The following is a 23,853-nucleotide window of genomic DNA, read 5'->3' as shown; positions in this document are numbered from 1 at the left end:
GCTAGGTGCAACCGCGCACAGAACTCTGTGCTATTCTGCAGAGGAGGGCTCAAACTGAGACATGATTTCATCGATGACCTGCTTCCATAGCTCGGGCGGCTGGGCGCCAGGTACTGCGTGCTGGTTGGCGACGATGAAGGTCGGCACCGAGTTCACCCCCATCTCTCGTGAATGGGCGTCGCGTTTGCGGATGTCGTCCCGGTCGGCGTCGGATTTCAACAGTTTCAGAACCACAGCGGCGTCCATGCCCACGCTGTCGGCGATGTCGGCCAACACCTCGTGGTCGCCGATGTCGCGGCCCTGCACGAAATAGGCGTCGAACAGCGCATCCACCACCTCGTTCTGCTTGCCTTCGATCCCGGCCCAGTGGATCAGGCGATGGGCGTCCAGCGTGTTCGGGGTGCGCTTCATGGCCTCGAAATTGATGTTCAGGCCGGCCTTTTCGGCATGCTCCACCACCGGCGCATAAGCTTTGACCGCACCTTCCTTGCCACCGAACTTGCGTTCCAGGTATTCGCGCCGGTCCATGCCGCCTTCGGGCATGTCGGGGTTCAGCTGGAACGGATGCCATTCGATCACGAACGGATGGTCCGGGACCGAGGCCAGGGCCTTGTCTAGGTTGGTCTTGCCGATATAGCACCACGGGCAGATCGGGTCGGACAGGATATCAAGCTTGACGGTCTGGGTCATTCTTCGGGTGCCTTGAAATAGGCCGGCAATGCGCGGCGCAGGAGTTTTCCGTTGCCCCCGGTGGGCAGTTCGGGAAGATGAATGAAGGCGCGGGGTTGCTTGTAGCGCGCCAGGTTGGCCTCGACATAAGCGCGCAGGGCGGTTTCGTCCAGTTTTTCCGGGCCGGAATAAAAGGCGGCGATCACGAAGGTGTCCGGTTTGACCTCGACCGCCGCCGCGCCCACCTGCGAGATTCCGGGAAAGCGCGACAGGACGGCTTCAACCTCGACCGGGGACACCCGGTAGCCGCCGGCGTTCATCATGTCGTCGTCACGTCCCAGATAGGTGATCTGCCCATCCACGGCCATCGCCCCCTGATCGCCGGTCAGGAACCAGTCGCCCTGCATGCGCGCGCGGACCTCGTCCGGGGCGTTGAGGTAGGTCAGCATCAGCCCCGGGTCCGAGCGGTGAACGGCGATGGTGCCTTCCTGCCCCTGCGGAACCGGCCCGTCAGGCCCCAGGATCGCCACGCGGCGCCCCGGTTGCGGCTGGCCCAGCGCATCGCCGCGCGCAGGGTGGGATGGGCTGGATGAGATGAAGGTCGAGCATTCCGACATGCCATAGGCCTCGTACAGCTCGGTCCCGGTGGCCTGAACCCAGCGTTCGTGCAAGGCTCGCGACAGTTTCTCGCCGGCGCTCAGGCCGTGGCGCAGATCGGGCAGGGGCAGCGTGTCTGCCGCGTTCAGCATCTTGCGGTACACGCCGGGGGCGGCCGCAAAGATCGAGGCGCGGTGGCGGCGCAGCAACCCAGGCAGGTCTGCCGGGTCGGTTCCGGGTTCTGGGATCAGTGCGGTGGCGCCGATGGTCCACGGGTCCATCAGGCCGGTGCCCAACGTGTAGGTCCAGTTGAACGCGCCCGCGTGGCACAGGCGATCGGCCTCGCGAAGGCCGTACCAGCCATCCACCATCATCTGCCGCGCCCAGATCGCGCGATGCGCATGGGCCACTGCGCGTGGTTTGCCCGAGGTGCCCGAGGTATAGACGACATAGGCCATGCGTTCCGGGTCGCCCATGTCGAAGGACGCGGGCGGCAGGTTGCGCATGGCGGCAAGGTCGGTCAGGCCGATCTGGTTGGGATGCGCGGCACAGGCCACGGACGGATCGCGCAGAATGGCGGCTGGAGACAGGTCCCGGATCATCCGTTCCGTTTCGGGCTCGGTCAGTTGCGAGGAGGTGGGCACCGGGATCAGCCCGACCGCGATTGCCCCCAGATAGGCGATGGGAAAATCGACCGTATTGCCTAGACGCATCAGCACGATGTCGCCGGGCACGAGGCCCGCACGCAGCAGCCCGGTTCCAGTACCCAGAACTGCGGATTTCAGCTGTGCATAGGACCAATCGTCCGAACCGTCGGCGCGCAGCACTGACAGTGCCACCTTGTCCGGCGTGGCATCGGCGCGCCGCAGCACATGGGCGGCCAGGTTGAATGGCGTAGGGCAGGGCGGCGGTGGCCCTTGATCGAAGATTGACAACATGCGCCTTGGCTATTGCCCTTTGTCACGCGTTGCAAGCGCGCGGCGCTGGCCCTATAGAATGACGCATGACGAGCAAAGACCACAAATCCATCGTACGCATCGCCCGCGACAACGGCACCCATACCGAGCCCGAGCCGGTCGATCTGGGCGCACGCGTGCGTGAGCTGCGCAAGGCGCGCAACTGGACGCTGGAACAGGCGGCCAATCAGGCCGGGCTGGCACGCTCGACCCTGTCCAAGATCGAAAACGGCCAGATGTCGCCCACCTATGATGCGCTGAAAAAGCTGGCGACAGGACTTGAGATTTCGGTGCCGCAGCTGTTCACCCCGCCTGAGCGCGATCAGGTCATCGGCCGCATGGCGGTGACGCGAAACGGGCAGGGCACCGCCCATGCCACCACGACCTATGAACACGAGCTGCTGGCTGAGACGCTGACGAAAAAGCAGATGCTGCCCTATCGTGCGCGCGTGCGGGCGCGGTCGATGGACGAGTTCGATGGCTGGGTGCGTCACGACGGCGAAGAGTTCCTGTATGTGCTCACCGGCGTAATCCGCCTGTATACCGAGTTTTACGAGCCCGTCGAAATGCGCCGGGGCGACAGCGCCTATTACGACGGCAGCATGGGGCACAACGTGATCTCGGTCAGCGAGGAAGACGCGACAATCCTGTGGGTGACGTCACTGGCCTAGCTGTGCGCCAGTTCGCGGTTCAGTCCTTCGGTGAACAGAAAGTCTTCGACTTCTTCATGGGCCTCGGTCATCGTCAGGTGATGACGTTCGGCCAGATAGGCTTCGAACCGTTTCCTGTCGGCTTTGACGCGTGCCATGTCCTGGTCGCGCAGGTTCGGAAAACGGCGTTTGGCGCGGGCATAGGTCGCGCTCCAGTCTTGTGTCAAATCAGTCCAGTTCAACATCTGCGAGCCTCCCGCGGTTCGGGTTTCAGGACTGCTCTCCTCACTTGTAGCGTACGTAGCGCGATATGGTGTCGCGGGCATGACAAAATGTCGCAGGGCGCTTTGCGCTCTGCACGGCCGGGCATGGGCAGGGCTACAGAGCATGGGTGCGGCATTGACCCCGTCTGACCCGACCGGTCTCAACCGACGGTCGTCGCCTGCAAACTCTTTTCATGTCGTTCATTTTCCGAAGAGAAGCGGCGACGACTACCGTGGGTCTCGCGCAAGTCGCTCCAATATTTGGGGGGTGCATTGAAAACAGCCGCTTGATCTGCCAATCAGCCCGGTATGTGGCCGGACGTGCCCGGGCCCGGTCATGATCTTGTGGTTGGGCGATGTGCCGTTTTTCGCCGATCTTCCGCTAGCGCGCTCAAGTCCGAAGCCGCCCGCAGGGTCAACCGCCCCTGCGGGCCGCGAGTCAGTCTTCGTACCACCAGACGTCGGGCATGAATTGAGGGCCGTCGCCATAGATCGGCAGAGTATCGGGGTGCCGCATCTGTTTGACATGGGCGATGCGACCCACGTCAAAGCTCCAGATCGGTATGACGTAGCGCCCCGCCGTCAGCACCCTGTCCAACGCGCGGGTGGCGGCCACGAAATCCTCATGGCTTTCCGAGGCCAGCATCGCGTCGATCAGCCCGTCGACGGCGGGCGAGGCCACGCCCATCAGGTTGCGCGTGCCCGGCGTGTCGGCGCCTTCGCTGCCCCAGTACAGGCGCTGTTCATTGCCCGGCGACAGCGACAGCGCGCGGCGAAACGGGGTCATGTCGAAATCCAACTCGGAAATGCGTTGGGTGTATTGGGCGTCATCCACCTTGTCGACGGTCAGCTCGATCCCCAGCCGTTCCAGCGCTCGGGCATAGATCTCGGCGATGGCGTCGACGTTCTGCACCACGTTCAGGCCGCCTTGGCTGATGATCAGGTTCACCTTGAACGGCTGGCCTTCGGCGTTGCGGAGCACCCCGTCCTGGATGGTCCAGCCGGCCTGTTCCAGCAGGTCGGCCGCCTTGCGGATGTCCCTTCGGTTGCGGACCGAGGCGTCGCCCTTGGGCAGATCGTACCCTTCCAGCGCACCGGGGGGCAGATCATCGGCATAGGGCTGCAGCAACTCGGCCACGCGCCCTTTGGCCGGCCCGGGCTGCATGGCCAGGTCGGACCCCGAGAAATACGAGGTGATCCGCGGCTGTGCCCCGCCGGTGAAGGTGCCGTTGATGTATTCGAAGTTGAAGGCGAGGATCAGCGCCTCGCGCACACGCCAGTCGTCGAACGGCGCGCGTCGGGTATTCATGACCAGCCCGGTCATCCCCGACGGTTTCTTGTGCGGGATCTCGGTTGTGACGATGTCGCCCCGCTGGACGGCAGGGAAATCGTACTGCGTGGTCCATTTGTCGGCGTTGAATTCGCGGATGGCCGACAACTTGCCGGCCTTGAAAGCCTCGAACAGAACGGTCTGATCGCCGTAGAATTCGATCCGCATCTCGTCGAAATTCATCGTGCCGCGCCGGAAGGGGACATCCTTGCCCCAATAGTCGGGGTTGCGCTTGAAATTCACGAAACGCCCGGCTTCGTAGTCGTCGATCACGTAAGGGCCGGTGCCGATTGGAATGTCCTGCAGTGGCGCCTCGGCGAAATCCTTGCCCTCCCACTGGGCCTTTTTCAGGATTGGACGCAGGCCCGCGATGAGGGCCAGTTCGCGGTCGGGTTCGTTGAAGGTGATCCGCACCGAGCGCGGCCCGGTCTGGTCGATGCTGTCGATCTTGGACCAAAGACCGCGATAGCGCAGGTGCCCCTGGGTGCCGAGCGTCTCGTAGGACCAGATCACGTCCTCGACCGTGACCGGGGATCCGTCCGAGAATCGGGCATTCTCGCGCAGGGTGAATTCGACCCAAGATCGGTCGGGCGCGGTGTCGATTGATTCGGCCAGAAGCCCGTAAAGTGTGAATGGTTCGTCCCAGGACCGGCCCATCAACCCCTCGTGCGTCCAAAATCTCAGCTGCCAGGGGGCGGTGCCTTTTTGCACGAACGGGTTCAAACTGTTAAAGCCGCCGGTGTTGCCGAACACGACCTTGCCGCCCTTGGGCGCATCCGGGTTGGCATAGGGCAGAGACACAAAATCCGGTGGTAGGGCAGGGTCGCCATACATAGCTATGCCATGGGCCGAATCTGCGAGCGCTGACGTCACGGAAAGCGCGGCGGTGATTCCCGCGATCACAGGGCGAAGCGGGCGAAGAAAATCGGGGCTCATTTTGGAAACAATCCTGCTCTGGCCTTATTTTGTTGGGATTCACCGTACCGATGATTTTTCTTATTTTCAAACTTTTAGCTTGGATGACGGCGCGGAATTGCTTATAAAGGTGCCACTGCTCGATAGGTTTCTTGCCTGTATGAAACCTGCCTCAATAACTTAACGCCCGCTTCGTGCGGGCGTTTTTTTCTGCCTCGAGCTCCGAGTTTCCCGCCCATAAATTGACCGTATCCGCAACCGGGTCTTTCCCCGTTTATTTTGCAGGTGCAGCATGGCACTGTGTCTCCAAATCATGAGTCTGTGGGAGACGCCAAATGAACCTGTCGGGAAAAACTGCAATCATTACCGGATCGAATTCGGGCATCGGGTTGGGCATCGCGCGCGAATTGGCCAAGGCGGGGGCCGACGTGGTTCTGAACTCGTTCACCGACCGCGATGAAGATCACGCACTGGCCGCCGAGATCAGCAAGGAAACCGGAACCACGGCGCGCTACATTAAGGCCGACATGTCCAAGGGCGAGGAATGCCGGGCGTTGGTCGAACAGGCCGGAGCCTGCGATATACTGGTCAACAACGCAGGCATTCAGCACGTGGCACCGATCGACCAGTTTCCGGTCGAGAAATGGGACGCGATCATCGCCATCAACATGAACTCGGCCTTTCACACGACGGCGGCGGCGCTGCCGATGATGCGCAAGGCCGGGTGGGGGCGGATCGTCAACATCGCCTCGGCGCATGGGCTGACGGCGTCGCCCTACAAGGCGGCTTATGTGGCGGCCAAGCATGGGGTCGTGGGCATGACCAAGACCGTTGCGCTTGAAACCGCGCAGGAGCCGATCACCTGCAACGCCATCTGTCCGGGCTATGTGCTGACGCCGCTGGTCGAGGCGCAGATCCCCGACACGATGAAGGAATACAGCATGAGCCGCGAGGACGTAATCAAGAACGTCATGCTCGAACGGCAACCCTCGAAAGAGTTCGCGACCGTCGAACAACTTGGTGGAACCACCGTGTTCCTGTGCTCGGACGCGGCGGCCCAGATCACCGGCACCACGATCTCGGTCGACGGCGGCTGGACCGCGCTGTGATCCGCGGCGCGCGCCGGGGCCGGCGGATATGGTAAAGCGCATCAACCTCGCCCTGCAGGGTGGCGGCGCGCATGGCGCCTTTACTTGGGGCGTGCTGGACCGTCTGCTGGACGACGAAGACATCGAGGTTGCGGCGATCACCGGAACCTCGGCCGGGGCGCTAAACGGGGCTGCCTTCAAGGCCGGCATGGTTCATGCCGGTCGCGATGGCGCGCGCGAGACCCTGAACGCCCTATGGGAGCGGATGGGCGCGGTGGGCGACATGCGCATCGCCAACTGGCTGGCCGGGATGGAGCCCGCCCAGATCGCGCAGGCGATGGAGTATTCCGTGCCGTTCTCGGTGGCCGATACCTGGTCGCGGATGGTGTCGCCCTATGCCTATGGGCCGTTCTACCGCAATCCGCTGGCCCCAGTGGTCGAGGCCTTTGATTTTGGCGAGGTCTGCGCCGATCAGGGGCCGCGTCTGTTCGTCTGCGCCACCTGCGTGCGCAGCGGCAAGATCCGGGTGTTCACGGGCGATGAGGTGACGACCGAAGCGATCCTCGCCTCGGCCTGCCTGCCGAACCTTTTCCAGGCCGTTGAAATTTACGACCCCGAAAGCGGCCGGACCGAAGCCTATTGGGATGGCGGCTATACCGGCAACCCGGCGCTGTTCCCTCTGTTCAACGCGGGTCTGCCCAAGGATGTGGTGATCGTGAACATCAACCCGCTGGAGCGCGACGAGGTTCCGAAGACCCCGCAGCAGATCCAGAACCGGATCAACGAGATCAGCTTCAACTCGTCCCTTCTGCGCGAATTGCGGGCGATCAACTTCGTGCAGCGCCTGCTGGCCGAGGGCAAGTTGAAAGCGGGCGAGATGAGCCGTGTCTTCGTGCACATGATTGCAGATGACGCCCTGATGAACAGCCTGTCGGTTGCGACCAAGACGGTGCCAAACCCGGTGGTTCTGCACAGCCTGAAACAGGCGGGACGGGCCGCAGCCGACCGGTTTCTGGCCGATCACAAACCCGATCTGGGTGCACGCAGCACCGTCGATCTGCCCGCGATGTTCGGCTGATCACTCGGGCGGCTGTGTGGGGCCTTTCTGGTTCGGATAGACCAACCCGGCCGAGATCACCAGCTTGGCGGCATCCTCGATCGTCATGTCCAGCAGGATCACGTCTTCCTCGGGGAAGAACAGCAGAAAACCCGAAGTCGGGTTCGGCGTGGTCGGGATGAACACGCTCAGCAGGCCGCCGCCGGTTTCGGCGCGTTTGTTGATCTCGCCCTTGGCCTCGGTCGAGACGAAGCCGATGGCCCAGATGCCCCGGCGGGGATACTGCACCAGGCAGGCCTTCTCGAACGACCGCTCGGTTTGGGCAAAGACGGTTTCCGAGATCTGTTTGATCCCGGAATAGATCGACCGGACGACGGGCATCCGGTTGACCAGGCTTTCGGCAAAATGGATCAGTGACCGACCTAAAATACCTTTGGCGATCCAGCCGACCAGAACCGTGAAGATCAGGAAGAACAGTACGCCTACGCCGCGCAGGTTGATGCCCACATATTGTTCAGGGCGGAACTGGTGCGGGATCAGGGGCAGAACCGCGCTGTCGATCCAGCCGACTACCGACAGGATCAACCACAGCGTCAGCCAGACTGGTGCGATGACGACGATACCCGTCAGAAACGACGCGCGTAGCCGCGACAGCAGGCCGGGGCGGCGGTGGGGTTCTTCATCAAACGGTGTGTTCATCGCGGTTCCGAGCGGTTTGCCGGATAGTTAATCAGTCCGGCGCCTTGGTACAATAGGTCCGATTGGCGTTCAGTCCGCCTGAGCCTTCAAAGCCTTGGCGATGCCAGCCGCAAGGCGCGCATTGTTGCGCACCAGGGCGATGTTGGCGATCAGGGATCGGCCCTCGGTCCGCTCGTAGATGCGCTGCAGCAGATAGGGCGTGACGGCTTTGCCGGTGATGCGGTGTGCTTCAGCGTCCTGCTGCGCCGAGGCGATAATCGGGTCCAGTTCCTCGGATGGGATCTGATCGGCCTGCGGGATCGGGTTAGCCACCAGTTGCCCGCCGGGCAGACCCAGCGCGCGGCGCGTCGCATGGGCCTTGGCGATCTGCTCGGCCGTATCCATCCGCAGGGGCGCGGCAAAGGGCGACTTGGCCGACCAAAAAGCCGGGAATTCATCCTGCCCATGGGCGATGACCGGCACGCCCAGCGTTTCCAGTACCTCGAGCGTTTTAGCCAGATCAAGGATCGCCTTGGCCCCGGCGGCCACGACCGTGACCGGGGTCTGCGCCAGTTCGTGCAGGTCGGCCGAGATGTCAAAGCTGGTTTCCGCACCACGGTGCACCCCGCCGATGCCGCCGGTGGCAAAGACCTCGATCCCCGCAAAATGGGCGGCGATCATCGTGGCGGCCACGGTGGTGGCCCCGGTGCCGCCCGAAGCGATGCAGGCCGCCATGTCCGCGCGCGAGATCTTGGCCACACCCTGCGCCTGTCCCAGATCCTTCAGCTGATCGGGTTCCAGCCCCACATGCAGCCGGCCGTCAATCACTGCGATCGTGGCAGGAACGGCACCCGCGTCGCGGATGTCCTGCTCGACCTGGGCCGCCACCTCGATGTTCTGCGGGTAGGGCATGCCGTGGGTGATGATGGTGCTTTCCAGGGCAACGATGGGGGTTTCGTCGTCCTTGGCCGCGCGCACTTCGGCGGAATACTGGATGTCGATCACAGGGGGGTCTCTCCGGATACATAGGTTGCGGCGGCATGCAAGGCGCGGGTCAGCGCCTCGTCGATCCTCGCGCCATTGGCTTCGGCGGCGATATGGGCCGCCATGAACGTATCGCCTGCGCCGGTCACGCGCGTGACCAGAACCGACGGGGGTTTCTGGGTGATCACCGCTTCGGCACTGGCCACGGTGGCCGAGTTGCCCCCGTCGGTCACCAGCGCACGCAGCGCGCCCCTGTCCAGCAGCGCGCGGGCGGCGGTTTCGGAATCGGCAAACTCGCGCTGGCACAGCAGCCCGGCTTCCTCGAGGTTCACATACAGCGTGGCCCGGCCGTGCTTGAGGAAAGGCAGCAGCCGCTCGGCCTTGCCGGGCGACGCCGGGGCCACGCGCAGGTCGGCACGGGCGAAGGCCGGGCTGACGGCGATTTCTTCCAGAAGGTCCAGAGTCAGGTTGCCGTCCAGCGCGATCTGGCCCTCGAACGGGGTGTTTTCATACCCCAGCGGGCCATGGATCAGCGGGCGCAGGATCTTGGCACCGGCAGCCTCGAGAGAATGGGCGTCGGCGATGGCGGCGATCAGGCCGTTTGCGCCTTCGACCGCCATGTAACGGTCGGTGGGCAGGTCTTGCGAGCGGTAGACATGGGTCGTGTCCATGCCCAGCCGCTTGCAGGCGTGAACCAGCTCGTCGCCCTCGGGGTCGCTGCCGATGGCGGTCAAAAGGGTCGGTGTCATGCCGAAGCGCACAAGCGTCATGGCGATGTTCATCGCCACGCCACCGGGCAGGCGCGTGATGCGGCCGGGCACATCCGAACCCTGCCGCATGTGGCTGGCGGATCGCCCGATCACGTCCCACAGGACGGACCCGATACACAGGATGTCAGAATTCCGAGTCATGACCTCGTCATGCCGCAGGGTCGCCATGGGCGCAAGCCGGAAGGGTGCGGAAACGGGCCGCCCTGACCAATCGGGCTTGTCAAACGCCTGTATCCCGGAAACACTCGGGGCCAGTGCTTAGATTTATTTCTGGATCCTTCGGGATGGTTTTGATCATTCGCTTGCTGGCGGTTCTTTGGCACCATTTTCGGCCTACCCGTTACCTTTGTGCTTTTCTTGTTCTGGCCGGGCCGGTTGCGGCGCAAGGCGCAGGCCGGTTCGTCGTGGAGTTTCAGGTCAAAGGCGACCGGGTGCTTGTGGAAATCATCCTGAATGCCGAGGCGTTGCTGGCCGGGCTTGACCCGCAGACCGTGGCGCAGGGGGGCGGCAGCGCCGACTATGCACGGTTGCGCCGCTTGCCTTCCTCGGAATTGGAACCTTTGCTGCACGCGCGTGTGGCGGTGTGGAAAAACGCTCTGACGATCGATGTGAACGGCCCGGTCGAACTGTCCTACGAGGGTGCGCGTATTCCTGTGGTGGGCGATTTCGACAAACCCAGGCTGTCTCGGGTGTTGCTGGTCGGTACATTGCCGCCCGGGGCGACCGAGGTGCGCCTGACTTGGCCTGCCGGGTTCGGCCCGGTAGTTCTCAGGCAGACGGGCGTCGACGCACCCTATACCGGGTTGCTGGAGGGGGGCGAGACCAGCCCCGCCATTCCCTTGCGCGGCGGGGCAGGGATGGGGCCACGACAGACCGCCGAGACCTTCTTTCGGCACGGCGTAGCACGGGTTTGGCAAGACAAGGGGCAAGTTCTGGCATTGGCCTTGGTGCTGGTTTTTCTAAACCTGCGGGTGCGCCCCCTTCTGGCGCAATTCGCCGCCCTGGCGCTGGGTGTTCTGTTGGCGCAGCCGCTGGGATTGTCCCGCCTGCTTCGGTTCGGGGACGAGGCGTATTGGCTGGCGGTCGCCGGGGCCGTCGTCATTCTGGCGACATGGAATCTGATCGGGTCGCGGGCCGGAGCGTTGCGGTTGGGGGCCGTCTTCGTGACCGGCGCGATACTTGGCTTGGGCCTGTCGCACGAACTGATCCGGTTGGGGGTTCCACCCCTTCACGTCGTGCCGGCCCTGCTGGGCTATTCGGGCGGGGTCTTGCTGGGAATCGGGGGTGTCGCCGGACTTGCATATGCCGCAGTGACCGTGTTGCTGCCCGATGTACCCCGGTTGCGGGGACGCATTTCGACTGTCGCATCGCTGATGCTGGCGGGTCTGGGTCTCTACTGGGTCGCGCTGCCGGTCCTGCCGCTCTAGCGCATCGGCGCCAGCAGGGTGTCGAGCGCGCGCAGCGGGTCGTCGTCGCCCCAGATCTCGTCACCGACCCCGAAAAAATCGGTGCAGGGCGCGAGGTCGGCCACCAACTCGGGGGTCAGGCCGCCTTCGGCGACCACCGGAACCTCGATCATCTCGGACCACCATTGGAACAGGTCGCGTTCCGCGCGGGCTCCTTTGCCCAGAGACATATCTCCCACGGGTCCGAAGGCCACATAGTCGGCCCCGGCTTCGCCCGCGGTCATCCCGTCATGGCGCGAGGTTCCGCAGAAGCTGCCTACGATGGCATCCGCCCCCAACTCCTTGCGCGCGGCCCGGACCGAGCGGGCCGCATCGTCCAGATGCACCCCGTCCAGCCCCAGCCGTTGCGCCAGCAGGACATGGTTCGAGATCACCAGCGCTACGTCGCGCGCATGGGCCACCTCGCGGCAGGCGTCGGCCGCGCGGGCGATGGCGTCCTCGTCGCTGCCGGCCAGCGCCAGCCGGATGCAGGCGATCTCGGTCCCGTCCAGAACGCGGGCCAGCCGGTCGGGGAAGGTGGCCGGGTCGATGGTCGGCGGGGTGATCAGATAGATCTGAGGCTGCTCGGGGGTGTCCATTGGCGGATCCTTCGCGGTTGGTCTTTGGCGCGGTTTAGCCGATTGCGGCGGGGAAGCAAACTTTATTGCCCGCAGACCGCGTGATTTGCAATCGGGCAGGGCGGCCGGGCTTGCCCTGTGCCAGCGGCGGCAGTATGGCAGGCGCAACTTTCGGAGATCAGAATGCTCAGCGACAGACCCCAGCCCTCATTCGTGCTCGTCCGCCCGCAGATGGGCGAAAACATCGGTGCCGCCGCGAGGGCGATGTGGAATTTCGGTCTGGACCGGATGCGCATCGTCGCCCCGCGCGACGGCTGGCCCAACCCCAAGGCCGTGGCCATGTCAAGCGGTGCCGGGCGGCTGCTGGACGAGGCGCAGCTGTTCGACGATCTGGCCGGCGCGTTGGGCGACCGCACATACGTTTTCGCCACCACCGCCCGTCAGCGCGGCCTGACCAAACCCGTCTACAGCCCCGAGCGCGCCATGCAGATCGCGGCCCAAAAGGTGGCGGCGGGCGAAAAGGTGGCCGTGCTGTTCGGGCCTGAGCGGGCCGGTTTGGAGAATGAAGACATCGCCAAGGCCAATGCGATCATCTCGGTGCCTGTGAACCCCGAATACGCCTCGCTGAACCTGGGGCAGTGCGTGTTGCTGACCGCCTATGAGTGGATGCGCCAGACCGGCGAGGTGGTGCACGAGGCCACCGATCTGGGCAAAGGCGACTGGGCCACCGGCATCGAGGTCGAGAAACTGGCCGAGCATTACGAGCAGCGGCTGGAGGAGGCCGGGTTCTTCTACCCTCCGGAAAAGGCCGAAGGGATGAAGGTGAACCTGCGCAACCTGTGGTCGCGCATGCGCATGACGCGGGCCGATGTGCAGATGCTGCACGGGATCATGCGTCAGATGGTCCGCTGGAAGGACAAGGGCTGAGGCTGGACCTTCGCGGGCACTGGCCCTAGCTTGCGGGAAAATCAAGGACATGAGGACGGCATGAGCGGCAAGCGCAGCATCTTCGAAGAAGTCTCGGGTGAACAAAAGCAGGAAATGGTCCAGCCCGGCATGATCGACCGCGGCCGGGGTGGCGCGCGCAAGGCCATCCGTACCTGGCTTATGATCCTGTTCGCACTTGTCGTCGTGATGATCGCGGTGGGCGGGCTGACCCGCCTGACCGACAGCGGCCTGTCGATCACCGAATGGCGCCCGGTCACTGGGGCGATCCCGCCGATGTCGGAGGCGGACTGGCAGGCCGAGTTCGACAAGTACAAACAGATCGACCAGTGGCGGATCATGAACCAGTGGATGGAGCTGGATGACTTCAAGACCATCTACTGGTGGGAATGGGGCCACCGGCAGCTGGGCCGGGTGATCGGTCTTGTCTGGGCGCTTGGCTTCTTTGGCTTTCTGGTGCTGCGCAAGATCCCCGCAGGCTGGACCGGGCGCCTTGTGATCCCAGGACTGCTGGGCGGCGTTCAAGGCGCTGTCGGTTGGTGGATGGTGGCCTCGGGGGTGACGCAGGGCGAGGGGATGACCGCGGTTGCCAGTTATCGTCTGGCCACCCATCTTGGCCTTGCGTTCGTGATCCTGGGCTTTCTGGCCTGGTACATCTTCATGCTAGGGCGCGAGGAACGCGACCTGATGCAAGCCCGCCGCGCGAAAGAGGCGCGGCTGTCCTCCCTGTCGACCGGGCTGCTGCACTTTGCCTTTCTGCAGATCCTGATCGGCGCATTGGTGGCTGGCATCGACGCCGGCCGGTCCTATACCGACTGGCCGCTGATCGGCGGGCAACTGCTGCCGCCGGACGCCACCGCGCTGGACCCGTTGTGGCGCAACTTCTTCGAAAGCCCGGGGCTGGTGCAGTTCATCCACCGCTGCGTGGGCTATGCATTGTTCGCCTTCGGAATCTTCGTCTGGCGGCGCGGCAGCAGCAGCGCCCACCCGCAGACCCGGTTCGCCTTCAACGCCATGTTCGCGGCGCTGTCGCTGCAAGTGGTCGTGGGCATCCTCACCGTGGTCTACGGCGCGCCCTGGCAGATCGCCATCGTCCACCAGTTCATGGCCGTGGTCGTCTGGACCCTGATCCTGCGCGCCCGGTTCCTGACCGCTTATCCCATCGCAACCTCGCTGCGCGGAGCTTGACCCAATGAGTGCATTCAATGACCTGATGGCCTTTCAGCGCGAGACCGAGGCGCTGGCGCAGATTTCAGGCCGCCTGGGCTGGGATCAGGAGACTGTCATGCCGCGCGGCGCCGTCAACCAGCGTGCCGAGGAAATGGCTGCGATCGAAGCCGTCCTGCACGCGCGCCGTTCGGATCCGCGTGTGGCTGAGTGGCTGGAGAACGCCCATGCCGACACCGAGGTCGGCCAGGCGCAGCTGCGCGAAATCCGCCGCACTTACGAGCGCACGATCAAAGTGCCTGCTGATCTGGCCACGGCCATCGCCCGCGTGACCTCGGCCGCGCAGGGCAAGTGGGCACAGGCCCGCGCCGACGAGGACGTGCCCGCGTTTCTGCCGGTTCTCGAGGAGGTCGTGGCGCTGAAACGCGAAGAAGGCGCGGCTCTGGCCCAGGGCGGCGATGTCTATGACGCGCTGGTCGAGGACTATGAGCCGTACACGACAGCCGCCCAGATCGCCGACATCTTCGACGCCATGCGCCCGCGTCTGGTTGCGTTGCGCGCGGCTGTGCTGGACCGGCCGTCCCCTGCGGGCGTGACCGGAACGTTCGACGAAGCGGCCCAGATGAAGCTGACGCAAAAGCTGGCGGTCACTTTCGGGTACGACCTGAAACGGGGGCGGGTGGACAAGGCCGTACACCCGTTCTGTTCGGGCAGCGGCGACGACGTGCGCGTCACCACCCGTACCAGCGAAACCGACCCTTTCAACTGCTTCTACTCGACCATTCACGAGGTCGGGCACGCCTGCTATGAGCAGGGCATCGACCCGGCTTACGCTCTGACACCGCTCGGCCAGGGCGTGTCGATGGGCGTTCATGAAAGCCAAAGCCGCATCTATGAAAATCAGCTGGGCCGCTCGCGCGCCTTCACTGGCTGGTTGTTCCGGCAGATGACGGACACCTTCGGTGATTTCGGCATCGCGGATGAAGATGCGTTCTATGCCGCCGTAAACCGGGTGCACAACGGATACATCCGCACTGAAGCGGACGAAGTTCAGTACAATTTGCACGTCATGCTGCGGTTCGATCTGGAACGCGCCTTGATGTCGGGCGATCTGCAGGTTCAGGACCTCGAAGCCGCGTGGAACGACCGCTTCCACGCTGATTTCGGCTATGCGGTCGACAAGCCGTCGAACGGGTGCTTGCAGGACGTGCATTGGTCGGTCGGCCTGTTTGGCTACTTCCCGACCTATTCGCTGGGCAATGTGTACGCAGGCTGTCTGTACCAATCCCTGCGGGCGGCAGTTCCAGGTCTGGATGATCAACTGGCGCAGGGCGATACCACTGCTGCGACCGGCTGGCTGCGCGAGCATGTTCAGCAGCATGGCGGTCTGTACGCACCCCGCGAGGTGATCCAGCGGGCCAGCGGTCAGGAGCCGAGCCCCGAGCCACTGCTGGACTATCTTGAAGAGAAATTTGGCGAACTCTACGACTTGTAAGTTTCTTGATCCGGGGTGAACGGTTAAGCTGGTATTGGCGTTGCCATTGCGGAGGACCAGCCAATGACAGGAACTGCCCGAAAGAAAGCCAGTGATTTTGACCCTCGAATCCTAGAGATCTTCGACGGTTATGTTCACGGCAAGATGACAAAACGGGAATTCATCGCGAAAGCCGGGCGGTACACGGCCGCCGGGGTCACGGGAGCGATGATCCTGGAGCAGTTGCAGCCCAACTATGCCTGGGCGCAGCAGGTTGCGCCGGACGATCCCGATATCGAAACCGCAATTGTCGAATTCGAAAGCCCTGACGGACATGAGGGAACAGGCGGGCTCATGGTGCGCCCCTCCGCCGCGGAAGGTCCATTGCCAGCGGTGCTGGTCGTGCATGAAAACCGCGGGCTCAATCCTTATATCGAAGATGTTGCGCGCCGCCTTGGGAAATCCGGGTTCCTAGCCTTCGCGCCCGACGGGCTGAGGCCTTTGGGCGGTTATCCCGGTACGGATGAACAAGGGCGGGAGATGCAAAAGTCGATGGATGCGGGAAAGCTGATGTCGGATTTTTTTGCGGCGTTCGAATTTTTGCGGGATCACCCGGGATCAACCGGAAAGGTCGGGGCGGTTGGGTTCTGCTATGGCGGCGGCGTGTGCAACGCTTTGGCTGTTGCGTATCCCGATTTGGCGGCGTCGGTTCCCTTCTATGGTCGCCAACCACCGGCCGAGGATGTTCCGGCGATTCAAGCACCGCTGATGATCCACTACGCCGGTTTGGATGACAGGATCAACGCAGGCTGGCCCGCCTATTCCGAGGCCTTGAAAGCCAATCAGAAAAAGTTCAGCGTCCATTTCTACCCGAACGTGAACCACGGCTTCCACAACGACACGACGCCGCGCTACGACGACGCGTCTGCGACCCTCGCCTGGAAGCGGACGCTGGTGTTTTTCGAAAACTACCTTAGTTAACAAAAAAACCGGCTCCGATTGGAGCCGGGTCTTTGTTGTTCATTCTGCGGAGCCTTCGTCATCACCCTGATCGGCGATCCGGGCGACACTGACGACCTCTTCACCCTTGCCGGTGTTGAACACCTTGACCCCTCCGGCGCTGCGGGACCGGAACGAGATGCCGTCGACCGGGACCCGGATCGACTGCCCCTTGGAGGTGGCCAGCATGATCTGGTCGTCGATTTCGACCGGGAACGAGGCCACCAGCGGGCCGCCCCGCATCGCCTTGTCCATCGCCGTCACGCCCATGCCGCCACGGCCGCGCACCGGATAGTCATGCGACGAGCTGAGCTTGCCCGATCCCTTGGCCGTGATGGTCAGGATCAGGTTCTCGGCCGCCGACATCTCGGCATAGCGTTCCTGCGGCAGGATGCTGTCAGCATTGCCGCCATCCTCGTCGGTCTCAGTATCGTCGGTCACGCCGGCCATCAGGCGACGCATCTTCAGATAGGCGGCGCGCTCGTCCGGGGTGGCCTCGAAATGGCGGATAACCGACATCGAGACCACGCGGTCGCCCGGGTTCAGCCGGATGCCGCGCACGCCGGTCGATTTTCGTCCCTTGAACACCCGCACGTCGGTCGTGGGGAAACGGATCGCCCGGCCGGAATTGGTGACCAGCATAACATCGTCATCGTCCGAGCAGATGCGTGCGTTGACGAGTTCCACGCCTTCGGGCAGGTCCATCGCGATCTTGCCGTTGCGCTTGACGTTGGTGAAGTCGCTCAGCGCGTTGCGGCGCACGTCGCCGGCGCTGGTGGCGAAGACGATCTGGAGGTTTTCCCATTCTTCATCCGGCACGTCGACCGGCATGATCGCCGCAATCGAAACGCCAGTGGGAATCGGCAGGATGTTGACGATCGCCTTACCCTTGCCGGTGCGCCCCGACTGGGGCAGGCGCCAGGTCTTGAGCTTGTAGACCATCCCGTCGGTGGTGAAGAACAACAGCTGGGTATGCGTGTTGGCCACGAAGAGGGTGGTGACCACGTCCTCTTCCTTCGTCTGCATGCCCGACAGCCCCTTGCCGCCGCGCTTTTGCGCGCGGAAATCGGCCAGCGGGGTGCGCTTGATATAGCCACCCGAAGTCACGGTCACGACCATGTCTTCGCGTTCGATCAGGTCTTCGTCCTCCATGTCGCCCGACCAGTCGACGATCTCGGTGCGGCGCGGAACGGCAAAGTTCTCTTTCACTTCGCGCAATTCGTCGGCGATGATGCCCATGATGCGTTCGCGCGAGGACAGGATATCCAGGTATTCCTTGATCTTGGCGGCCAGGTCTTCCAGCTCGTCCGTCACCTCTTTGACGCCGATCTGGGTCAGGCGTTGCAGGCGTAGATCAAGGATGGCGCGGGCCTGAACTTCGGTCAGGTTGTAGGTGCCGTCGTCGTTCATCTTGGACAGCGGATCGTCGATCAGCCGCAGATAGCTCTCGATCTCGGCTGCGGGCCAGCGGCGGGTCATCAGCTTTTCGCGCGCCTCGGCCGCATCGGCCGAGGACCGGATCGTGGCAACGACCTCGTCCACGTTCGAGACCGCCACGGCCAGACCGCACAGGATATGGCTGCGTTCCCGCGCCTTGCGCAGGTCGTAGGCGGTGCGGCGGGCAACGACATCTTCGCGGAAGTCGATGAAGCTGGTCAGGAAACGGCGCAGGGTCAGCTGCTCGGGGCGGCCGCCGTTCAGTGCCAGCATGTTGCAGCCGAACGAGGTCTGCATCGGCGTGAACCGGTACAGCTGATTCAGCACCACCTCGGGCGTTGCGTCGCGTTTCAGCTCGACCACCACCCGCACGCCGTTGCGGTCGGATTCGTCCTGAACATGGCTGACACCTTCGATGCGCTTTTCGCGCACGGCTTCGGCGATTTTCTCGATCATCGAGGCCTTGTTCACCTGATAGGGGATCTCGTCCACGATGATGGCATAGCGATCCTTGCGCAACTCCTCGACGCGGGTCTTGGCGCGGATGATGACGCTGCCGCGGCCCTCCAGATACGCCTTGCGCGCGCCGGACCGGCCCAGCATCACGCCGCCGGTTGGGAAATCAGGGCCGGGGATGTATTCGATCAGCTGTTCGCTGGTCAGGTCCGGGTCTTCGATCAGCGCCAACGTCGCGTCGACCACTTCGCCCAGGTTGTGCGGCGGGATGTTCGTCGCCATCCCCACCGCGATACCGCCGGCGCCGTTGACCAGCATGTTCGGGAACCGCGCGGGCAGGACGGTGGGTTCCTTGTCCTTGCCGTCGTAGTTGTCCTGGAAATCGACCGTCTCTTTCTCGATATCCGCCAGCAGGGCGGCGGCGGGCTTGTCCATGCGGACCTCGGTGTAGCGCATGGCCGCCGGGTTGTCGCCGTCCATCGAGCCGAAGTTGCCTTGGCCGTCCAGCAGCGGCAGCGACATTGAGAAATCCTGCGCCATCCGCACCAACGCGTCATAGATCGCGCTGTCACCGTGGGGGTGGTACTTACCCATCACATCGCCCACTGGACGAGCCGACTTGCGATAGGGTTTGTCATGGGTGTTCCCGGTCTCGTGCATCGCGTAGAGGATGCGCCGATGCACCGGTTTCAAACCGTCGCGCAGATCGGGGATCGCACGGGACACGATGACCGACATGGCATAGTCCAGATAGGACGTACGCATCTCGGATTCGATGGATACCGTCGGGCCGTCGTAAACCGGGCGCTCGGGCGGGGTTTCATCCATGTTTTCGGGGATTTCTGGCGTATCGCTCACGTAAACTGCCCGTTTTTTGTGCTGGGTCTATATCTTGTGGATGCATCTTATCAGACCCGGCACATAAGGTGCAAGCAAGCAGCGCAGATGCCGCGCGAATCTCGGGCTCGGATCTCTTAACATGTTGTTTTAATGAAATTTGAATGAGAATCATGCTAGGCTGAAGAGACCTTTTGAGAAATTGGAGGTCTGAATGAAGCAAACCGAAACCGAACTGATGCTGAAAGGGTACGGCCTGACGACGGCGGAATTCTTCTATCGCATGCCCGACTATATCCATGTCCTGAACACGTTCATCTGGCAGGACTACGACCTGGCGCCGGATCATCCCAAGCTGTTCAAGTTCATCGAATTCTGGCAGCGCGAGATCGAGGGGCCGCTGCATTCGGTCCGCTTCACCCACCGCAAGATGATTGCCCCCGGCGAGTGGCAGAATGTCGTAGGTGAATACCGGCTGAACTAGGCGCGGTAGCTGCAAGAGCCTGTGCCTTGGCGCTCTTGGGGGCTGGCCCCAGATAAAACGGGGCTGACCGGGACTTGCCTGACGTTTCGACGGCTTGTAGCGGTATTGATTGTTTTCCTTGGCCTGCTCGGAAAAGGCGATTTCAATTCTGGCGGAACCTGCAATTTCAGCGTTTTTTGGCTTCACGCGCCTCTGCAACACTGCGATTCCGACAGAAGTTTGATTGAACACGGATTTTCATCCGGACGTTTCAGAACGGTCGGGGAAATGATTGCGCTAACATTGGACATGTGCGTGTGGGCGGGTTAAGGACGCTTCATGGTTTCACGCGTCATACCTGTCGATCCGTTCGATCTGGTCATCTTCGGCGGCACCGGCGACCTTGCACAGCGCAAGATCCTGCCGGCCTTGTTCCGCCGCTACTGTGCCGGGCAATGGCATGAAAGCGTCCGCATTATCGCGGCGGCGCGGTCGGATTATGATTCCGACGCTTTTCGTGCGATCGTCGCGCGGTCACTGGCCGAATTCGTGCCAGAACACGCAGGGCAGGTCGACCTGCGCAGCGGGTTCCTGCAACGCTTGGACTATGTGCAACTGGACGCCGGGGCCGATTCCGGTTGGGACGTTCTGGCGCGCAAGCTGACCGACGATCGGATCCGGGCTTTTTATTTCTCTGTCGGGCCCAGCCTGTTCGGACCGCTGGCCGAGCGGATCCGGCAGCATGGGCTGGCCACCCCGCAGACGCGCATCGTGGTGGAAAAGCCGTTCGGTCACGATCTGGACAGCGCACGCGCGCTGAACGCCACGCTGGCTGCCTATTTCAACGAGAATCAGATCTATCGGATCGACCATTACCTGGGAAAGGAGACGGTCCAGAACCTGATGGCCGTCCGGTTCGGAAACATGCTGTTTGAACCGCTGTGGAACAGCCAGTATGTCGACCACATCCAGATCACCGTCGCCGAAACCGTGGGCGTGGACGGGCGCGAGGAGTACTATGAGCGTGCCGGCGCCATGCGCGACATGGTGCAGAACCACCTGATGCAGCTTCTGTGCCTGATCGCGATGGAGCCGCCCGCCAAGTTCGATTCGGACGCTGTGCGGGACGAAAAGCTCAAGGTGATCCGCGCGCTGGACCCGGTGCAGCCGCATCACATCGTTCGCGGGCAGTATATCGGTGGCCCCGACGGGCCGGGCTATCGCGAGGCGGTGGGCAATCCGCGTTCGACGACCGAAAGCTATGTGGCGCTGCGGGCGCATGTCAGCAATTGGCGGTGGGCGGGCACACCGTTCTATTTGCGCACCGGCAAGCGGCTGGTGGCGCGGTCCTCGGTGATCAACGTGATCTTCAAGGACGCCCCGCACTCAATCTTCGGGGCTGCGGCCGGGCGGCATGCCAACACGCTGTCGATCCGCCTGCAACCGAACGAAGGCATCACGCTGAAGGTCACGATCAAAGAGCCGGGACAGGGTGGCATGCGCCTGATCGACGTCCCATTGGACATGAGCTTTGCCGAGGCACTGGGGCCTGAGAACCATCAGGCCCCCGACGCCTATGAGCGCTTGGTGATGGACGTGATCCGCGGCAACCAGACCCTGTTCATGCGCGGCGACGAGGTCGAGGCCGCCTGGGCTTGGACCGACCCGATCATCGCCGGATGGCAGGCGCGCGGCGACGTTCCCAAACCTTATGACAGCGGCAGCACCGGCCCCGGCGACGCCGAGCTGCTGATGAAACGCGACGGTCGCCAATGGCAGGGGATCAAGCCATGAACATTCAGGAATACGCTGACCGCGACATGCTGGCCATTGACGTGGCCAATGCGTTGGCCGGAGAGCTAGAGGCCGCACTGCTGCACAATGACGTCGTGGCCTTTGCCGTGCCCGGCGGTACCACGCCCGGCCCGATCTTCGACAACCTGTGTGCGGCCGACCTGGACTGGGACCGCGTGCGGGTTCTGCCCACCGACGAACGCTGCGTTCCGGCCGACAGCGACCGGTCGAACGAACGGCTGATCCGCGAGCGTCTGTTGACCAACCGCGCCGCTGCGGCCGAGTTCGTGCCGCTGTTCATTCCCGGCAAGGCACCCGAAGACATCCTGCCCGAGATCGAGGCGCTGATTGTCCCGGTTCTGCCGCTGTCGGTTCTGGTGCTGGGCATGGGCGACGACATGCACACGGCCTCGCTGTTCCCGGGGATGGCCGGGCTGGACGCGGCGTTGGACGGGGATGCGCCCCCGCTGGCGGTCGCCCGGCCGCAATCGCAGCCCGAGGCGCGCATCACGCTGACTGCGCCTGTGCTGAACGGGGCGTTGTCCAAGCATCTTGTAATTTTCGGATCGAAAAAGCGCGACGCGTTGGAGCGGGCCATGTCTCTGCCGCCCGAAGAAGCTCCGATTGCGGCGGTGCTGGACGGCATTACGGTACATTGGGCGGAGTAGGACATGCAGCTCGACAAACTCAGAACCCTTGCCGCGCAGGCGGAAGACACCCGAATCCTCGATCTGTTCGCGCAGGATCCCGACCGGGCGCAGAGATTCTCTGCCTCGACCGGCGATTTGCTGTTCGATTATTCGAAAACCCTGATCGACGCGGATATCCGCGCGGCGCTGATCGACCTGTGCGATCAGGCTGGTCTGGCCGAGCGGCGCGACGAGATGTTCCGGGGCGACAAGATCAACGAAACCGAGGGCCGCGCGGTGCTGCATACGGCGCTGCGCAATCTGGATGGCGGCCCGGTCGAGGTTGATGGCCAGGACGTCATGCCCGAAGTTCTGGACACCCTGCAGCGCATGCGCGTGTTCGCCGAAGAGGTCCGGGGCGGAACGGCCCAGGGGGCAGGGGGTACCATTACCGACGTGGTAAATATCGGCATCGGTGGTTCGGACCTTGGGCCGGTGATGGCGACGCTGGCGCTGGCGCCCTATCACGATGGGCCGCGCCTGCTCTACGTCTCGAACGTGGATGGCGCGCACATCGCCGACACTCTGCGAGAACTGGACCCGACGCGGACGCTGGTGATCGTGGCGTCCAAGACCTTTACAACCATCGAAACCATGACCAACGCGCGGACGGCGCGGGCCTGGATGCTGGACGGCGGGGGCGACCCGGCGCGGCAGTTTGCGGCCGTGTCCAGCGCCGTGGACAAGACAGCGGATTTCGGCATCCCGTCTGACCGCGTGTTCGGCTTTGCAGATTGGGTCGGCGGGCGCTATTCGGTCTGGGGGCCGGTTGGGCTGCCGGTGATGATCGCGGTGGGCTCGAACGCCTTTGACGCGTTCCTGCGCGGCGGACAGGCGATGGACGTGCATTTCCGCGCCGCGGACTGGGTCGAGAACATGCCGGTGATGCTGGCGCTGGTGGGCATCTGGCACCGTCAGGTGCTGGGCCATGTCAGCCGCGCGGTGTTGCCCTATGACCAACGGTTGCTGCGGTTGCCGGCCTATTTCCAGCAGCTCGAGATGGAATCGAATGGCAAATCGGTTGCCATGGACGGCTCGGCGCTGAGCGTGCCTTCGGGACCGGTGGTCTGGGGTGAGCCTGGCACAAACGGGCAGCACGCGTTTTATCAGTTGATCCACCAGGGCACCGACGTGATCCCTTGCGAATTCATGGTGGCCGCCGAAGGGCACGAGCCCGAGCTGGCCCATCATCACCGTCTGCTGCTGGCCAATTGCCTGGCCCAGTCCGAGGCGTTGATGCGCGGCCGGTCGCTGGAGGAAGCGCGGGCGCGCATGGCCGAGAAGGGACTGCAGGGTGACGAGTTGGAGCGTCAGGCCCGGCATCGCGTGTTTCCGGGCAACCGGCCCTCGACCACGCTGATCTATCCGCAGCTGACGCCCTTCGTTCTGGGCCAGATCATTGCGCTCTATGAGCACCGGGTTTTCGTCGAAGGCGTGCTGTTGGGCATCAACTCGTTCGACCAGTGGGGGGTAGAGCTGGGCAAGGAACTGGCCACCTCGCTGGGGCCGATCGTCGATGGCGATGCGGGCACCGAGGGCAAGGACGGCTCGACCGCCGCACTTGTGGCTTATGCGCTGCGGCACCGGGGCTGAAGCCCAGCAAATCTGACGA

21 protein-coding genes are annotated in these 23,853 nt (G+C 63.4%); 12 read left to right on the top strand and 9 right to left on the bottom strand.

The window, feature by feature from the left end; translation table 11 throughout:
- Window positions 1–30: 30 nt before the first annotated feature.
- Both AC2FME_RS00700 and AC2FME_RS00695 read right to left on the bottom strand, forming a co-directional pair.
- Window positions 31–690 (bottom strand): DsbA family oxidoreductase, encoded by a 660-nt coding sequence (locus AC2FME_RS00700; RefSeq protein ID WP_496799342.1) that lies wholly within the window; start codon window positions 688–690, stop codon window positions 31–33.
- Window positions 687–2,204 carry a class I adenylate-forming enzyme family protein gene (locus tag AC2FME_RS00695; protein WP_496799341.1) on the bottom strand — a complete coding sequence of 506 codons (1,518 nt, stop codon included), beginning with the start codon at window positions 2,202–2,204 and terminating at the stop codon, window positions 687–689. Before AC2FME_RS00695 ends, AC2FME_RS00700 begins: the two co-directional genes overlap by 4 nt.
- Window positions 2,205–2,269: 65 nt before the next feature.
- Between AC2FME_RS00695 and AC2FME_RS00690 the strand changes: the two genes are divergently transcribed.
- Window positions 2,270–2,893 carry a helix-turn-helix domain-containing protein gene (locus tag AC2FME_RS00690; protein WP_496799340.1) on the top strand — a complete coding sequence of 208 codons (624 nt, stop codon included), beginning with the start codon at window positions 2,270–2,272 and terminating at the stop codon, window positions 2,891–2,893.
- Here the strand turns inward: AC2FME_RS00690 and AC2FME_RS00685 are convergent.
- Both AC2FME_RS00685 and AC2FME_RS00680 read right to left on the bottom strand, forming a co-directional pair.
- Entirely contained in the window at window positions 2,890–3,117 is a 228-nt protein-coding gene (locus AC2FME_RS00685) for a hypothetical protein (RefSeq protein ID WP_490360565.1), read from the bottom strand. The genes AC2FME_RS00690 and AC2FME_RS00685 overlap by 4 nt on opposite strands.
- A 457-nt stretch (window positions 3,118–3,574) precedes the next feature.
- Window positions 3,575–5,401, bottom strand: coding sequence for an extracellular solute-binding protein (locus tag AC2FME_RS00680; RefSeq protein ID WP_496799339.1), 1,827 nt, complete (start codon window positions 5,399–5,401; stop codon window positions 3,575–3,577).
- Window positions 5,402–5,715: 314 nt separating this feature from the next.
- Between AC2FME_RS00680 and AC2FME_RS00675 the strand changes: the two genes are divergently transcribed.
- On the top strand, window positions 5,716–6,489 hold the full coding sequence (locus tag AC2FME_RS00675) for a 3-hydroxybutyrate dehydrogenase (RefSeq protein WP_496799338.1): 774 nt from the start codon (window positions 5,716–5,718) through the stop codon (window positions 6,487–6,489).
- A 28-nt stretch (window positions 6,490–6,517) separates the two neighbouring features.
- Window positions 6,518–7,546, top strand: coding sequence for a patatin-like phospholipase family protein (locus AC2FME_RS00670; protein WP_496689113.1), 1,029 nt, complete (start codon window positions 6,518–6,520; stop codon window positions 7,544–7,546).
- On the opposite strand, the gene AC2FME_RS00665 is transcribed toward AC2FME_RS00670, so the two are convergent.
- The 3 genes from AC2FME_RS00665 to AC2FME_RS00655 all read right to left on the bottom strand — a co-directional run bounded on the left by AC2FME_RS00665 (window position 7,547) and on the right by AC2FME_RS00655 (window position 10,098).
- Entirely contained in the window at window positions 7,547–8,224 is a 678-nt protein-coding gene (locus tag AC2FME_RS00665) for a DUF502 domain-containing protein (protein WP_496799337.1), read from the bottom strand. It lies immediately after the preceding gene.
- Window positions 8,225–8,293: 69 nt separating this feature from the next.
- Window positions 8,294–9,208, bottom strand: coding sequence for a pseudouridine-5'-phosphate glycosidase (locus AC2FME_RS00660; protein ID WP_496689111.1), 915 nt, complete (start codon window positions 9,206–9,208; stop codon window positions 8,294–8,296).
- Window positions 9,205–10,098 (bottom strand): PfkB family carbohydrate kinase, encoded by an 894-nt coding sequence (locus AC2FME_RS00655; RefSeq protein WP_496689109.1) that lies wholly within the window; start codon window positions 10,096–10,098, stop codon window positions 9,205–9,207. The genes AC2FME_RS00660 and AC2FME_RS00655 overlap by 4 nt, the downstream gene beginning before the upstream one ends.
- Before the next feature lie 143 nt (window positions 10,099–10,241).
- On the opposite strand from AC2FME_RS00655, the gene AC2FME_RS00650 reads away from it, so the two are divergent.
- Entirely contained in the window at window positions 10,242–11,384 is a 1,143-nt protein-coding gene (locus tag AC2FME_RS00650) for a HupE/UreJ family protein (RefSeq protein WP_496799336.1), read from the top strand.
- Here AC2FME_RS00650 and AC2FME_RS00645 read toward each other — a convergent pair.
- Window positions 11,381–12,001 carry a thiamine phosphate synthase gene (locus tag AC2FME_RS00645; protein ID WP_496799335.1) on the bottom strand — a complete coding sequence of 207 codons (621 nt, stop codon included), beginning with the start codon at window positions 11,999–12,001 and terminating at the stop codon, window positions 11,381–11,383. The two genes, AC2FME_RS00650 and AC2FME_RS00645, sit on opposite strands and share 4 nt — an antisense overlap.
- A gap of 162 nt (window positions 12,002–12,163) precedes the next feature.
- Between AC2FME_RS00645 and AC2FME_RS00640 the strand changes: the two genes are divergently transcribed.
- From AC2FME_RS00640 to yghX, 4 genes are all read left to right on the top strand, one after another.
- On the top strand, window positions 12,164–12,907 hold the full coding sequence (locus tag AC2FME_RS00640) for an RNA methyltransferase (RefSeq protein ID WP_496799334.1): 744 nt from the start codon (window positions 12,164–12,166) through the stop codon (window positions 12,905–12,907).
- 60 nt (window positions 12,908–12,967) lie between these two features.
- Window positions 12,968–14,113 (top strand): heme A synthase, encoded by a 1,146-nt coding sequence (ctaA, locus tag AC2FME_RS00635; protein ID WP_496799333.1) that lies wholly within the window; start codon window positions 12,968–12,970, stop codon window positions 14,111–14,113.
- Between the two features lie 4 nt (window positions 14,114–14,117).
- Window positions 14,118–15,587, top strand: a complete 1,470-nt coding sequence (locus tag AC2FME_RS00630) for a carboxypeptidase M32 (RefSeq protein WP_496678150.1) — start codon at window positions 14,118–14,120, stop codon at window positions 15,585–15,587.
- Window positions 15,588–15,650: 63 nt separating this feature from the next.
- The gene (gene yghX, locus AC2FME_RS00625) at window positions 15,651–16,547 is read left to right on the top strand and encodes a YghX family hydrolase (protein ID WP_496799332.1); all 897 of its coding nucleotides are present in this window, start codon (window positions 15,651–15,653) and stop codon (window positions 16,545–16,547) included.
- Between the two features lie 39 nt (window positions 16,548–16,586).
- On the opposite strand, the gene gyrA is transcribed toward yghX, so the two are convergent.
- Window positions 16,587–19,286 carry a DNA gyrase subunit A gene (gene gyrA, locus AC2FME_RS00620; protein ID WP_496799546.1) on the bottom strand — a complete coding sequence of 900 codons (2,700 nt, stop codon included), beginning with the start codon at window positions 19,284–19,286 and terminating at the stop codon, window positions 16,587–16,589.
- Between the two features lie 223 nt (window positions 19,287–19,509).
- Here gyrA and AC2FME_RS00615 point away from each other — a divergent pair, with 223 nt between their 5' ends.
- From AC2FME_RS00615 to pgi, 4 genes are all read left to right on the top strand, one after another.
- Window positions 19,510–19,779: an usg protein gene (locus AC2FME_RS00615; RefSeq protein ID WP_149774447.1), complete on the top strand. Its 270-nt coding sequence runs from the start codon at window positions 19,510–19,512 to the stop codon at window positions 19,777–19,779.
- A 318-nt stretch (window positions 19,780–20,097) separates the two neighbouring features.
- Window positions 20,098–21,552 (top strand): glucose-6-phosphate dehydrogenase, encoded by a 1,455-nt coding sequence (zwf, locus tag AC2FME_RS00610; RefSeq protein WP_496799331.1) that lies wholly within the window; start codon window positions 20,098–20,100, stop codon window positions 21,550–21,552.
- A complete protein-coding gene (pgl, locus tag AC2FME_RS00605) occupies window positions 21,549–22,220 on the top strand; it encodes a 6-phosphogluconolactonase (protein ID WP_496711400.1) in 672 nt (223 codons plus the stop codon). The genes zwf and pgl overlap by 4 nt, the downstream gene beginning before the upstream one ends.
- Before the next feature lie 3 nt (window positions 22,221–22,223).
- Window positions 22,224–23,834, top strand: a complete 1,611-nt coding sequence (gene pgi, locus AC2FME_RS00600; RefSeq protein WP_496799330.1) for a glucose-6-phosphate isomerase — start codon at window positions 22,224–22,226, stop codon at window positions 23,832–23,834.
- Window positions 23,835–23,853 lie beyond the last annotated feature (19 nt).

The organism is Ruegeria sp. BHSC026 (genome assembly GCF_059613065.1).
Note: the sequence above shows the minus strand (reverse complement) of the source record. Positions and strands in the feature narration are given on the sequence as shown.

Bases quoted from the DNA above. Each gene is read 5' to 3' on its own strand.
- ctaA (WP_496799333.1), top strand. From the start codon at position 12,968: ATGAGCGGCAAGCGCAGCATCTTCGAAGAAGTCTCGGGTGAACAAAAG.
- AC2FME_RS00630 (WP_496678150.1), top strand. From the start codon at position 14,118: ATGAGTGCATTCAATGACCTGATGGCCTTTCAGCGCGAGACCGAGGCG.
- AC2FME_RS00645 (WP_496799335.1), bottom strand. From the start codon at position 12,001: ATGGACACCCCCGAGCAGCCTCAGATCTATCTGATCACCCCGCCGACC.
- AC2FME_RS00650 (WP_496799336.1), top strand. From the start codon at position 10,242: ATGGTTTTGATCATTCGCTTGCTGGCGGTTCTTTGGCACCATTTTCGG.
- AC2FME_RS00665 (WP_496799337.1), bottom strand. From the start codon at position 8,224: ATGAACACACCGTTTGATGAAGAACCCCACCGCCGCCCCGGCCTGCTG.
- AC2FME_RS00655 (WP_496689109.1), bottom strand. From the start codon at position 10,098: ATGACTCGGAATTCTGACATCCTGTGTATCGGGTCCGTCCTGTGGGAC.
- AC2FME_RS00690 (WP_496799340.1), top strand. From the start codon at position 2,270: ATGACGAGCAAAGACCACAAATCCATCGTACGCATCGCCCGCGACAAC.
- AC2FME_RS00640 (WP_496799334.1), top strand. From the start codon at position 12,164: ATGCTCAGCGACAGACCCCAGCCCTCATTCGTGCTCGTCCGCCCGCAG.
- AC2FME_RS00670 (WP_496689113.1), top strand. From the start codon at position 6,518: ATGGTAAAGCGCATCAACCTCGCCCTGCAGGGTGGCGGCGCGCATGGC.
- zwf (WP_496799331.1), top strand. From the start codon at position 20,098: ATGGTTTCACGCGTCATACCTGTCGATCCGTTCGATCTGGTCATCTTC.
- AC2FME_RS00675 (WP_496799338.1), top strand. From the start codon at position 5,716: ATGAACCTGTCGGGAAAAACTGCAATCATTACCGGATCGAATTCGGGC.
- gyrA (WP_496799546.1), bottom strand. From the start codon at position 19,286: ATGGATGAAACCCCGCCCGAGCGCCCGGTTTACGACGGCCCGACGGTA.
- AC2FME_RS00700 (WP_496799342.1), bottom strand. From the start codon at position 690: ATGACCCAGACCGTCAAGCTTGATATCCTGTCCGACCCGATCTGCCCG.
- AC2FME_RS00680 (WP_496799339.1), bottom strand. From the start codon at position 5,401: ATGAGCCCCGATTTTCTTCGCCCGCTTCGCCCTGTGATCGCGGGAATC.
- pgi (WP_496799330.1), top strand. From the start codon at position 22,224: ATGCAGCTCGACAAACTCAGAACCCTTGCCGCGCAGGCGGAAGACACC.
- yghX (WP_496799332.1), top strand. From the start codon at position 15,651: ATGACAGGAACTGCCCGAAAGAAAGCCAGTGATTTTGACCCTCGAATC.
- pgl (WP_496711400.1), top strand. From the start codon at position 21,549: ATGAACATTCAGGAATACGCTGACCGCGACATGCTGGCCATTGACGTG.
- AC2FME_RS00695 (WP_496799341.1), bottom strand. From the start codon at position 2,204: ATGTTGTCAATCTTCGATCAAGGGCCACCGCCGCCCTGCCCTACGCCA.
- AC2FME_RS00685 (WP_490360565.1), bottom strand. From the start codon at position 3,117: ATGTTGAACTGGACTGATTTGACACAAGACTGGAGCGCGACCTATGCC.
- AC2FME_RS00615 (WP_149774447.1), top strand. From the start codon at position 19,510: ATGAAGCAAACCGAAACCGAACTGATGCTGAAAGGGTACGGCCTGACG.